Raw genomic sequence first — 12,709 nt, 5'->3', positions numbered from 1 at the left:
ATGAGCCTCAAAGATGCTGCCACCGCCGTTCGTGAAAACGCACACGCGCCTTATTCCAACTTCAAGGTCGGTGCGGCGATCCGGGCAGCATCCGGGACGGTCTATGTTGGCTGCAATGTGGAAAACGTCGCCTACCCAGAAGGCACCTGCGCAGAAGCCGGTGCCATCGCCGCAATGGTTGCCGCAGGCGAGACAAAGCTTGAGGCGGCATATGTGATTGCCGATTGCCCGGCGCCAATCCCGCCCTGCGGCGGCTGCCGTCAGAAGCTGGCGGAGTTTGGCGCGCCCGAGGTGAAGGTGACGCTTGCCACCACAGATGGGCTGGAGCGCGAAACCACGATTGGCGATCTGCTGCCCGGTGCCTTTGGCGCGGACCATATGGAACGGAGCTGAGCCATGGACGCACGCGCGATCATCGCCAGCCTGCGCCGGGGAGAGACACCGGGCGATGAAGACCTGCGCTGGTTTGCCGAAGGATTGGCCAATGGGGCTGTCTCGGATGCGCAGGCGGGTGCGTTTGCCATGGCGGTTTGTCTGCAGGGGCTTGGCGTCGATGCGCGGCGGGCCTTGACGCTGGCAATGCGTGATAGCGGTGACGTGCTGCGCTGGGATCTGGATGGGCCGGTGCTGGACAAACACTCTACCGGTGGGGTCGGCGATTGCGTGTCGCTGCTGCTGGCGCCTGCGCTGGCGGCCTGCGGCGCTTATGTGCCGATGATCTCCGGTCGGGGTCTGGGCCATACCGGCGGGACGCTTGACAAAATGGAAGCCATTCAGGGCGTCAGCACCCAAGTGTCCGAACACGGGCTGCGCAGCATGATGCAAAGCGTAGGCTGCGCCATCGTCGGGGCGACCGCAGAGATCGCCCCGGCGGACAAGCGGCTATATGCGATCCGTGATGTCACCGCCACGGTGGATAGTCTGGACCTGATCACCGCCTCAATCCTGTCAAAGAAACTGGCGGCCAGCACCGATGCGCTGGTTCTGGATGTGAAAATCGGCTCCGGTGCCTTTATGAAAACGCTGGAGGAGGCCGAGGCGCTGGCCCGCAGTCTCACTGAGACGGCGAATGCGGCCGGTTGCAGGACCTCGGCGCTGATCACTGATATGAACCAGCCTTTGGCGCCCGCGCTGGGCAACGCGTTGGAGGTGGCGGAGGTCATGCGGGTCCTGACCGGTATCTGCGGTCAGACGGGCGCCTTGGCGGAGCTGACGGCGGAGCTGGGAGGTGTCTTGTTGGCACATGGCGGATTGGCGGCGCAGAGCGATGCCGGGGCGGATATGATCCGCAAGGCCATTGCCAGCGGGGCGGTTGCCGAACGTTTTGCCCGAATGGTCGCCGCGATGGGCGGCCCGACCGATTTCGCGGACCACTGGCAGACAATTCTGCCGACGGCTCCGGTGGTACGCCCCATCACCGCAGATCGGGCGGGCCATGTTCACGCCATCAATGGCGAGGCGCTCGGCCTTGCGGTCGTGCGGCTGGGCGGCGGGCGGATGATCGAAAGCGACGTGGTCGACCCCTCCGTCGGACTGGCGGAGCTGGCGCCGCTTGGACGCACGCTTTCAGTCGGCGACCTGATTGGTGTGATCCATGCCGCTGATGAAGACGCCGCTGATGCAGCCGAGGCCAGCCTGCGCGCAGCCTATCAGCTGTCTGATAGCGCGCCTGAGCGGCTGCCGCTGATCTACAAGAGGGTTTCCTAATGGCGCGTGCGTTTCTGGTGGTGATGGATTCCGTCGGTATCGGTGGTGCGCCAGATGCTGGTCAGTATTTCAATGGTGATCTGCCGGACATTGGCGCCAATACGCTGGCCCATATCGCCCAGGCCTGTGCTGCGGGCCGCGCAGAGGAGGGGCGCAGCGGTCCGCTGCAGGTGCCAAATCTGGACCGGCTCGGGTTGGGGGCTGCCGTGGCGCAGGCCTCGGCGGTGCCTTGCCCTGATCTGGGTGGGGCGGAGATTATCGGGCGCTGGGGTGTCGCCCGCGAGATCAGCCGGGGCAAGGATACCCCCTCTGGTCATTGGGAACTGGCGGGCCTGCCGGTGCCTTGGGATTGGTGCTATTTCCCGGATCAGACACCCGCGTTCCCGGATGATCTGGTGGCCCATGTCTGCGCGGCGGCCGGAACCGAGGCTCTACTTGGCAATTGCCATGCCTCGGGTACTGCGATCATTGCCGAACATGGCGCCGCGCATATGCAGTCGGGGCAGCCAATCTGTTATACCTCTGCCGATAGTGTCTTCCAGATTGCCGCCCATGAGGAGAGCTTTGGTCTTGACCGGTTGTTGGCGCTCTGCGAGGCGGTGGCCCCCTATCTGCACGCGATGAAGGTGGGGCGGGTGATTGCGCGGCCCTTTGTCGGTACGCCCGAGACCGGATTTCAGCGCACCACAAACCGGCGTGACTACGCCATCATGCCGCCTGAGCCGATCCTGACCAATTGGGTGCAGGATGCCGGTCGACCAGTGCACGCCATCGGCAAAATTGGTGATATTTTCTCGATGCAGGGGATTGATACGCTGAAGAAAGGCGATGACGCGAGGCTGATGCGGCATTTGCAGGCGGCTGTGGCTGAGGCCGAGGACGGCAGCCTGACCTTTGCCAATTTTGTCGAGTTTGACAGCCTCTACGGGCATCGTCGCGATATCTCGGGCTATGCGCGGGCGCTGGAATGGTTTGACCAAGAGATCGGCAAGCTGCTGCCGCATCTGCGGGATGGCGATCTGCTGATCCTGACGGCCGATCATGGCAACGATCCGAGCTGGCCTGGCACCGATCACACCCGTGAACAGGTGCCGGTGCTGATGGCCGGCGCGGGGGCCGGACCGCTGGGCAATCTGGCATTCGCGGACGTGGCAGCGACCGTGGCGGACCATCTGAAAATCCCTGCTCAGGGGCCGGGCCGGTCGGTGCTGACCTGATTGAAGCGGGCGGATGAGATGGCGGCCTCGGCAGCGTCTGCGCGCTGAACGGCGCCCGAATTTGCAGCGGTTGGAGACGATAGCCGACAAATCCGCCTTGCCTGTCCCACAGTGCAGGCACTAAGAGAGATTGAATTTTCCTGAAAGGAGCGCCCAATGTCCGATCATCTGACCGTTGTCGACCACCCGCTGGTGCAGCACAAGCTCACCCTGATGCGCGACAAGGGCACCTCTACCGCCGGTTTCCGCCGCCTGCTGCGCGAGATTACCCAGCTGTTGGCCTATGAGATCACCCGCGAGATGCCGCTGACCACCACCACCATCGACACTCCGATGGAGGAAATGGAGGCACCCATCCTTGCGGGTAAGAAACTGGCGCTGGTGTCGATCCTGCGGGCGGGCAACGGGATGCTGGACGGCGTGCTGGAACTGATCCCCTCGGCACGGGTCGGCTTTGTCGGTCTCTACCGGGATGAGGAAACCCTGCAGCCAGTGCAATATTACTTCAAGGCACCCGAGGGGCTGAAGGACCGGTTGGTCATTGCGGTAGATCCGATGCTGGCAACCGGCAACAGTTCGGCCGCGGCCATCGACCTGCTGAAAGAGGCCGGAGCAAATGACATCCGTTTCCTCTGCCTGCTGGCCTCGCCCGAGGGGGTGGAGCTGATGAAGGAGAAGCATCCGGATGTGCCGATCGTGACGGCCTCGTTGGACCGGCAGCTGAACGAGAAGGGGTATATCCTGCCCGGGCTCGGCGATGCGGGTGATCGGATGTTCGGCACCAAATAAGCCTGCGGCCAGCGTGCAGCTCTTGGGGCGGCATGGACACCAGGCACGGCCACGAAGCCAAGGGCGTCTGGCAACAGGCGCCTTTTCCATGTCCGTCGGCTGACACACCCGGGCGCGGGGAGGGTAACGGCAGCGATGTCTCTGGGATCTTTCGTGAAATCGGGGAAACCCTGCTTTACTCAGATTCGCTTTTCGGGCATCCTGCGGCCATATGTTGTGGGGCTCTCGGATGACGCTTACTAGAATTATTGCAAGTGCTTTGATCGCGGCGGCCTGCTTCGGCACAGCAGAGGCGCAGTCGATCCGCCCCACGGAACCGCCGGCAGAATTTCCGCCCGCCTCCTTTGCAGGCAAGCAATATGTCGACAGTCGCGGCTGTGTTTTCATTCGGGCGGGGATCGACGGCAATGTCACCTGGGTGCCGAGGGTAACCCGCAGCCGCAAACAGCTCTGCGGCTTCCAGCCCACTGAGCTTGCTGCGGCCCCCAGTTCGTCGAGAGCCACTTCGGCTCCGGCGCCGGAGCTGATCACCCTGCCGGAGGGGCAGCGAGCGAATAATCTGGAAGGCGCCGTAACAGCAACTACAGAGCCGGTTGCAGCAGCGCGCGCGCCGCAGACCGTCACCACCACCAAGCCGCAGCGCAGTGCCGTGCGACAGGCAAAGCCGCTTCGGGTTGGCACATCAACGGCGAAGCTGCCGCGCCGGCAGCCACTGGATGATGCCTATCGTCCGCCTGTCAGCACCGTGACAACGGCCAGTTCGGCGCCGGGCTTTGGCCGCTGTCCCGGCGCGTCTGCCCTGAGCCAGCAATATATCAACCAGACGGGCAACGTGCGATGCGGGCCGCAGGGGGGCAGCAGCCGCCTGTCCTCGGTTCTGGATCCCAACACCCGCGTTGTTCCCAAGCATGTCTATCAGGAGCGCAGCCTGAGCCGAGGGCTGGTAGTGCCGCAGGGGTATCGCCGCGCATGGGAGGATGACCGTCTTAATCCGCGCCGGGCGGAGATGTCGCTGGGCGGCGTACTCGCGGCGGCCAACGATGGCGTGCCTGCGGGATATGTGCGGGTGATCCATCAGGATCGCTACAATCCGAACCGCGGGCCGCAAACCGGCGCGATCTGGACGCGCACCGTCCCCCGCGAAGGCATTCGCCGTCCGGTCGATCGACCGGTTGTGAAGCTTTCGCAGAGACAGCTTGCAGGAGATGCGAGCACGTCCGTGGGCACCGATGAGGAGACCCTGGTCACCCGTCTGTCGACCCGGTCGGCGCCTTCCGGCGATGCGACATCAGCGCGCGCGGCCTCGGCTTCGATGGCCAAACCTCAGTCATCTCCGGCTACTCGGTATGTGCGCGCGGCGACCCTCGCCGATGTAAGTCAGGCCGACGCCGTGGCTCAACGGTTGCGCCAAAAAGGGTTGCCGGTGCGTCTGGGTCGGGTCAACCGCAATGGTCAGAGCCTGCAGGTCGTTCTGGCAGGGCCTTTTGTCGGGGAGGCGGCGCAAGCGGCCCTGTCGACAGTGCGCGCGGCCGGGTTCTCTGGCGCGCGGCTGAGCAAGTAATCACGACGGTGGGTCCGGTCAGCCACGTTGTTTGGCCAATCTGCGTTCACGCAACGGAGCGGGGGCGGCTTGGCGCGGCGCTATGATTGCGCCAACCGCTTTTAGAACGTCAGAGATATTTGACTTTTTCGTCTCATCATTAACCCAACACGGCCCCGGCCGAACTCCTCCTTCACAACATGGTCGCAGTATCGGCAAATGGCTCGCGGACGTTCTGTATTGTCCTAACAATTGCGCCGCGCCATTGTGCCAATATGCGTCAGCCCACAAAGCAGCAGTTAGATAGACGTGACCGCCGCAACGCCGATCTTCGAGTTCGGGGAAGCTCCCTTGCAAGGATTGCCTGCGAATTGGGAGCGACGGACTCTGCGGTACTTTGGTAGGCAAAAGAATGAGTAGATCGCAAAGATTGAGCAGGCGTTGGCCGACGCTTCGCAAACTACGCCAGAGCAGCTTACCCCTGATCTTTGCGAAGAGAACTAGAGCGGCCATCCATGGGCGACGCAGCGAAGCGGGCAGTGAGCCCTGAGCCGCAAATGCTGCAGAGCGTACAAATGTCCGATCTGCAGTTCCTGTGAAGAATTGGCGAACTGCTAGAAAGTGGTCGCCTATTCGATGCCAAGAGCAAACGGCGCGCCGTCTGGATCACACAGGATGGGGTTATGGGCTTGAACGGTTTCATTCAAATCTACAGAAGCCGGACGCGCCCCTTTGGCTTCAGCAGCACGGCAGGCATCGGAGACTGAAGCAACCTTGATGCATGGGACCCAAGCTGCATTTGAACCGGTTGGCCAGGTTGCGGCATGTTGGAGTGCAACAAGATCGCCCCTAGGCCCGAGGAGTGCGAGAGAATCCGTGTCCTGCTCGGGAGAGACCTGCCATCCAAAAAGCTCTGCATAGAACGCCAGCGGGAAGTCAGTCCCGTCGCCGACGTACACGTCAGGGCCGAACTGCCGACGCGGAACAGGGAAGCTGTGCCGGGACAGCGAAATCCCGACCAGAGCACCGAGCGGATCGCGGACGAGTGCATTGCGACCGACACCCGGCACCTCGAATGGCTCCCGAACGATCTTGCCACCGAGCGTGGCGACGCGCCTGACCGCCGCGTCCACGTCGGGAACCTCGATGTAAGCGATCCAGCCATTTTCGTGCTCGGCAGGCGTCTCGGCCAACCCCGCACCCGCTTCGTCCCCGGAGAGTGCGAGGACGAAATCCTTCTCGCCGCCTCCCCAGGCAAAATCCGTCGCCCGCTCGACTTCATACGTCCAGTTGGCGACGCACTGGTAAAATGCCATCGAACACGCCCTGTCCGATGTGAAAAGGTCGTGCCATACGATTTGACCCGCTTTCGACCGCGTCATCGTCTTACCTCCTGACATCTTTGATTTTCTTGACGCCGCGCACCATTTTTCCGAACGCCTTGTCGCGCGACCTGCGTTCCACAAGGCTCGCGGAGTTGAACGCGTCCTCCGCCATCAGCTTACGCCATCTGCCAAGCCGACGGGCATCGAGAACGCCCTCATCAACAGCCGTCAGAACCGCACATCCCGGCTCGGTCTCGTGCTGACAGTCGTTGAATCGACACCGCGCGGCCAACTCCTGAATGTCAGCAAAGAGATCATTGATCCCGTCCGCCGCATCGGTGAGCTGCAATTCCCGCGTGCCCGGCGTGTCCAGGATCAGACAGCCATTGGGCATCGCATGAAGCTCACGCCGCGTCGTCGTGTGCCGCCCCTTCGCGTCGTCCTCGCGAATGGTCTGGGTCTCGATGGATTGGCTGTCGAGCAGCGCATTGGCCAGCGTCGATTTCCCAACACCGGACGAGCCGAGGAACGCCACCGTCTTGCCGGGCTTGCACCAGGTCGCAAGGTCCGTCTTCGGGGCAGAACCGCGCGCGTCAAGTGCGACGACGTCGATCATGTCCGACACAGCGCGGGCCGCGTCGATGTAGTCTTGAGGATCCGCCAAGAGGTCGGTTTTCGTGAGGACGATGACGGGCGTGATCCGCGCCTCGAACGCCAAGGAGGCATAGCGTTCAAGCCGGGCCAATTTGAAGTCCTGATTGCAGGACGTGACGATAAAGGCCGTATCAATGTTCGCCGCGATCAGTTGTTCCTGCCGGTCGGTGCCGGGCGCGCGCCGCTTGATAAGGCTGGTACGCTCAAGAGCCCGACTGGACCGCGGGTGCGACTGGTCCAGCAACAGCCAGTCCCCGACAGTCACATCGGCTCTGGGCGGAAGGATGGTATCGATGCCGTCACCAAGGGCGTGCAGCCCGCTGCGATGCACTTCGACAACGCGAACAGGAGGTATCGCGGCCATGTCTTCCACGCTAACTTGCTGGGTGAAAAACGGTTGCCATCCCAGCGCATGAAGGGGGCTGAGTTTGGCCTGTGATCCGGTGTCGCGCGCGCGACGCGGAAGGAAGTCTGAGTAATCCCTCGTCATAGGGTGTTCACTTTCATGTCTCTGGCCCAAGTCAATTTTGGGCGCCGATGGTAGGAAACGAGTGAGCACATCAAACAGACCCGTCAGCTACAAAGTGACGGCGATGTTTGCGATTTTGTATGTGCTCCGGGAGGCGCGCTGCCTCCCTTCCTTACCGGGACATGAAAACTCCATTACAGATGACGTGCAGATAGTGGGGAAACATGCACAACACAACCGTTGATGGCTGATTTGGAACTCGTCTTCAGGTATCTGTAGCAGCCATTCAGCAGGAAAAAGGTATGTCAGCTCCGTCGCACTCTGCCGACCCTGGAAACGTTCGCGGTGAAGTTCCGATCGGGATCCCGAATGCTTGACGTTTGCGTCAGTATTGCGTGCAGCGGCCCGGTGACAGGATGCAGAAATCTCAACGCATCGTGTCAGAGGTGCGATGTGTTCCACACCGGTACTGTTGGATCAGCCGCAGATGCTTTGTAGCTGCACCCAGTCGCGGTCATTCAGTACCGGCTGCAAGTCACGGCCCGCCATCGGATCGGCCTCGATCAGGCCGAGCACTGTTTCACCGGTAATGTCCTGAGCGTAGGCATAGGGGCTGGAGGGAACGGCAGCACGGGCAAATTCAGCGAGTGTCGTGGCCTCGTCCGGCGTGGGGCGCGGCGCGCTAATGACGGTTTCCGCATAACGGTCGAGGGTTGCACGGGTCAGTTCACCGGTTGTGAGCATCCTGAAGGTGGCGCGAATGCCGCCCGCGGCCAGAAGCTCGGCCAGGGGGTCTTTTTCCACCGCACGGGCGCGCTCCACCAGTACCGCGCCAGCTGCTACCGCCGGATCTTCGTGATCCTCCACCAGCTCGCGGTTCAGAAGCACGATGCCACCTGGCAGATAAAGGCTGCTGGCCACGCCGCTGCGCAGGATCACCAACTGACGCACATCCAGCCGCTCTGCGAGACGTTCCAGAATGGGCGCGGTCTCCAATGTGCTGCAGGCCTGACCTGACACCCGTTCGATCCGGCCAAGCAGCGCCTGTCCTAGCGCCTTGCGTTTGATGTCCGGCACCACATTCACCGTATGCGAGAGCAGCGCATCGGGCAGCCAGAACACCGCCAGACCGGTCACGACAGCCAGCGCCGACAGCAGCGTCACCGAGCGAAGGCGACCGGGGCGGGCACGAGCGCGGGTGAGGGCGGATTGCAAACGGTCGATTGCGTCCAGCATCGCGGTTTCATCTTCCGCGATCTCCAGCGTTTCGCCCTGATCGCCGTAAGGGTGGAACAACGCGGGGAAACTGCCGGGGTTCTGTCGCTCTAGTGCCGCCAGTGACCAATGGGCTAGTGGCCGGTCATTCATATCCGCAATGGTCAGGGTCGCGTCGCCAACCGAGACGATCACATCGCGCCGCTGCGCGTCAGGGGCAGCCCGCCACAGCGCAGCAGCTTCCAGCCGTTGATATTCCCGCAATGCCGTCATGAATGGGGCGCGTCCTCACCGTCGATTGTTCACAGATCAAATAGCACGCAGCCCCCAGCGTCAGCAATTGACTTTGCGGCAGTTCGCGCCTGCTTTGGTCAGGAAACCGGGTCAGAGAGCCTTGGCCTGCTGGCGCAGTTCGAATTTCTGGATCTTTCCGGTCGATGTCTTGGGAAGTTCTTGGAAAATCACCTGTTTTGGCGCTTTGAAACCGGCCAGCGTTTCGCGCGCAAAGCGGATCAGTTCGGCAGGATCAACCTCCGCGCCGGACTTCAACTCGACAAAAGCACAAGGCACTTCGCCCCATTTTTCGTCAGGTTTGGCAACCACCGCGGCTAGGTTCACATCGGGGTGCCCCATTAGCACGCCCTCAACCTCCACCGAGGAGATATTCTCGCCGCCGGAGATGATGATATCCTTGGCGCGGTCGGCGATCTGGATATAGCCATCGGGATGCTGCACGGCGATATCGCCGGAATGGAAATACCCGCCCTGAAAGGCCTCGGCGGTGGCTTCGGGGTTCTTCAGATATCCCTTCATGACCGAATTGCCGCGCATCACGATCTCACCCTGATCCTGACCGTTCATCGGAATCTGCTGCATATCGTCGGACATGACCGTAATGTGATCCATCATCGGGAAGGCCACGCCCTGACGCGCCTTGATCGCGGCCCGGCCCTGCTGGTCCAGCGTGTCCCAGCTGCCGCCTTTCCACAGGCATTCGGTGACGTGGCCATATGTTTCCGTCAGCCCGTAGACCTGCGTGACATGAAAGCCGATAGCCTCGATCTTTTGCAGGGTGGCCGGGGCGGGCGGGGCGCCGGCGGTGAAGACCTCGACCGTGTGATCAAAGCTGCGCCGGTCCTCTTCGGGTGCGTTCACCAGCATATTGAGCACAATTGGCGCACCGCCGAAATGGGTCACCCCTTCGTCGGCAATCGCATCGTAGATCGCGGGCGCGGTGATATCGCGACAGCACACCAGGGTGCCACCTAGAACCGGCATCATCCAGGTGTGGTTCCAGCCGTTGCAGTGAAACAGTGGTACAATAGCAAGGTATTTCGGCTGCATCACCATGCGCCAGGAAATCACCGTGCCCATGGTCATCAGATAGGCGCCACGGTGATGGTAGACCACGCCTTTCGGGCGGCCCGTGGTGCCGGAGGTGTAGTTGAGCGCAAGGCTTTCCCATTCGTCCTGCGGCATGATCCAGTCGAAATCATGGGAGGCAGCGGCCAGAACATGCTCGTAGACCGGGTGCCGACCAGACGCCGGATAGGCTGCCTGATCATCCGGGACCTCAATGATCAGCGGTCCCGGGCCGTCGCAGGCTGCTTTGGCCTCTTCGGCGAGTGGTAGGAATTGGCTGTCGACCAGCACGACCTTGGCCTCTCCGTGGTCAAAAATATAGGCGACCGTGCTGACGTCGAGACGTGTGTTGATCGTGTTGAGAACGGCACCGCAGGCAGGCACGCCAAAATGCGCTTCGGCCTGGGCCGGTAGGTTGGGGATCAAGGTCGCCACCACGTCGCCGGGGCGGACGCCCATCCCCGCAAGCGCCGAGGCCAGCCGCGTGCAGCGATCGTAATAGGCCGCATAGGTCTTGCGATGGCTGCCGTAGATGACGGCAGGGACATCGGCAAACACATGCGCGGCCCGGCGCAGATGTGACAGCGGCGTCAGCGGCACATAGTTGGCGGCGGTTTTCTCCAGTCCCGACTCGTCCGACATCCAACCCATTTCGACCCCTCCAAGATGATTCATGCGACGTGGTTGCAAGATATTGCGCAAAGTTGCCCCCAATGAAAGGCGTAAGACATTTTTGTCTGACAGGGCCGAGGTTTCCATTGGTCTTCAAACCGCTTAGCCTGCCTGTCATGATCTTGTCGCCTGGCCGTTCCTATGTCTTTGTACATATCCCCAAGACCGGGGGCACCGCGCTGTCCCTCGCGCTGGAGGCGCGGGCCATGGCAGATGATCTCATGCTCGGCGACACGCCCAAGGCCAGCAAGCGGCGGCGACGCCTCAGAGACGCAAAAACCCGGGGCCGATTGTGGAAACACTCAACTCTTGCCGATATTGACGGTCTGGTGCCCGAGGCGCAGCTGCGCGGTCTCTTTGCCTTTACGCTGGTACGGAACCCGTTCGATCGGGTGCTGAGCCTCTATCACTGGCTGCGCGAGCAGAGCTTTGATCACCCTTCGGTCGCTCTGGCCAAAGCGTTGGCATTTCCCGATTTTGCCAGCGATCCCCGGATGCTTGCAGCGTTTCGTGCACATCCGGCGCGGTCATATATGCGGCGCGCGGATGGGGGCGAACAATGCGACTGCTATATTCGCCTGGAGCATTTCGCATGCGATGCGGCCCCGCTCTTTGATCACCTGGGTTTTGAGCTGCAGCTGCCACGGGCCAATGCCTCAGAGCGTCCCAGAGGCTGGCAGGACGCCTATACCGACGCGGCCCGCGCGGCGGTGGCTGAGGCCTGCGAGGCGGATCTTGCCCAGTTTGAATACTCTTTTAACGATTCACCGATAGACCAGTAGTCGAGAGATGGAATCACATGGGACGACGCTGGGTCCGAAGTCTTCGCCAAAATGGCGCATCTTCGATCCGCGACCATGATCATCTCTCCCGTAGGCGCGCCAGTGGCCGCCTATCGGACGGGTAACGTGACGGGTCATGCAGAACGTATGGCTGCCTTGGTGAAAGGGAAAACCGATGCTGGATTGGCTGCTGAAACGCAAGCTCTCTCCGATGGCCGAGGCTCTGGCAACAGAGTACCCGTTGGTCGCAGCCGGGCAGGGCGGGATCCTGTCGGGCACCCATGTGGCCTCACATCTTGGCTGGCGCCCGATTGAGGCTCTGGCCGTGGGCGATATGGTCCTGACCTTCGACCATGGGATGCAGCCCATTGTCGATATCCACCGCGAAACAATCCTGCTTTCCAGCGGTGGACCCAATCCGCTGACATGCCCGGTTCATATTCCGCAGGATGCGCTGAACAATCGCGCGCCGCTCTGGGTGATGCCGAACCAGGGGATCCTGATCGAGAGCGATCTTGCCTGTGATGGGCAGGGCGATCCGTTTGTTGTCGTACCCGCCTGCGCGTTGGAAGGGTACCGCGGCATTGGCCGGGTCGAGCCTGACACACGGGTCGAGATCGTGGTGCCACGGTTTGCACAGGATGAGGTCATCTATCTGGAGGCGGGTCTGCTGAGCTTTAGCGTGTCACCGCGTGACATTCTGTCGTTCGACACCAGCGCCTATGCCGAGCTTTATCGGGTTTTGGAGCCCGACGCTGCCCGCGAACTGGTGATCGACATGATCACCGAGGAAAGCGTCTGGGCCAATACATTGCCGATGGGGCCTGGTGGGCATGGTGCTGCGGAATACGCAGCGATGGTCTAGACCGCGCTGTAATCCAACAAGTGAAAACAGAGACAGGACCGTCACCATATCGGAGGCGGTTTTTATTCTTCATAACCACTTAGGCGGCTTTCCTGATGTGAAAAAAGCGGCA

General features: G+C 61.8%; 11 protein-coding genes. 7 read left to right on the top strand and 4 right to left on the bottom strand.

Translation table 11 applies throughout. The features are described 5' to 3' along the window. From VWY60_RS09125 to VWY60_RS09105, 5 genes are all read left to right on the top strand, one after another. Positions 1-393, top strand: a complete 393-nt coding sequence (locus VWY60_RS09125; protein ID WP_340545259.1) for a cytidine deaminase — start codon at positions 1-3, stop codon at positions 391-393. Positions 394-396: 3 nt separating this feature from the next. Then, a complete protein-coding gene (locus VWY60_RS09120; RefSeq protein WP_416540333.1) occupies positions 397-1,707 on the top strand; it encodes a thymidine phosphorylase in 1,311 nt (436 codons plus the stop codon). Then, a complete protein-coding gene (locus VWY60_RS09115) occupies positions 1,707-2,924 on the top strand; it encodes a phosphopentomutase (RefSeq protein ID WP_416540332.1) in 1,218 nt (405 codons plus the stop codon). Before VWY60_RS09120 ends, VWY60_RS09115 begins: the two co-directional genes overlap by 1 nt. Before the next feature lie 156 nt (positions 2,925-3,080). Next, positions 3,081-3,713 carry a uracil phosphoribosyltransferase gene (upp, locus tag VWY60_RS09110; RefSeq protein ID WP_014874324.1) on the top strand — a complete coding sequence of 211 codons (633 nt, stop codon included), beginning with the start codon at positions 3,081-3,083 and terminating at the stop codon, positions 3,711-3,713. A gap of 229 nt (positions 3,714-3,942) precedes the next feature. Then, positions 3,943-5,274, top strand: coding sequence for an SPOR domain-containing protein (locus VWY60_RS09105; RefSeq protein ID WP_416540331.1), 1,332 nt, complete (start codon positions 3,943-3,945; stop codon positions 5,272-5,274). Between the two features lie 608 nt (positions 5,275-5,882). Here VWY60_RS09105 and VWY60_RS09100 read toward each other — a convergent pair. From VWY60_RS09100 to VWY60_RS09085, 4 genes are all read right to left on the bottom strand, one after another. After that, positions 5,883-6,635 (bottom strand): VOC family protein, encoded by a 753-nt coding sequence (locus tag VWY60_RS09100; protein WP_416540330.1) that lies wholly within the window; start codon positions 6,633-6,635, stop codon positions 5,883-5,885. Positions 6,636-6,639: 4 nt separating this feature from the next. Further along, the gene (gene rsgA, locus VWY60_RS09095; protein WP_416540329.1) at positions 6,640-7,722 is read right to left on the bottom strand and encodes a ribosome small subunit-dependent GTPase A; all 1,083 of its coding nucleotides are present in this window, start codon (positions 7,720-7,722) and stop codon (positions 6,640-6,642) included. A gap of 456 nt (positions 7,723-8,178) precedes the next feature. Then, positions 8,179-9,189 (bottom strand): hypothetical protein, encoded by a 1,011-nt coding sequence (locus VWY60_RS09090; protein WP_340545265.1) that lies wholly within the window; start codon positions 9,187-9,189, stop codon positions 8,179-8,181. A gap of 111 nt (positions 9,190-9,300) precedes the next feature. Next, positions 9,301-10,929, bottom strand: coding sequence for an AMP-binding protein (locus VWY60_RS09085; RefSeq protein ID WP_416540328.1), 1,629 nt, complete (start codon positions 10,927-10,929; stop codon positions 9,301-9,303). A gap of 137 nt (positions 10,930-11,066) precedes the next feature. On the opposite strand from VWY60_RS09085, the gene VWY60_RS09080 reads away from it, so the two are divergent. Next, positions 11,067-11,732, top strand: coding sequence for a sulfotransferase family 2 domain-containing protein (locus VWY60_RS09080; protein ID WP_416540327.1), 666 nt, complete (start codon positions 11,067-11,069; stop codon positions 11,730-11,732). 175 nt (positions 11,733-11,907) lie between these two features. Beyond that, the gene (locus tag VWY60_RS09075) at positions 11,908-12,597 is read left to right on the top strand and encodes a Hint domain-containing protein (protein ID WP_416537375.1); all 690 of its coding nucleotides are present in this window, start codon (positions 11,908-11,910) and stop codon (positions 12,595-12,597) included. The last annotated feature ends 112 nt before the right edge of the window (positions 12,598-12,709 follow it).

The organism is Phaeobacter sp. JH20_26 (genome assembly GCF_048056275.1).
In the GTDB taxonomy this organism is placed as follows: Bacteria; Pseudomonadota; Alphaproteobacteria; order Rhodobacterales; family Rhodobacteraceae; genus Phaeobacter; species Phaeobacter bryozoorum.
This window is presented reverse-complemented; position numbering and strand designations above follow the sequence as displayed.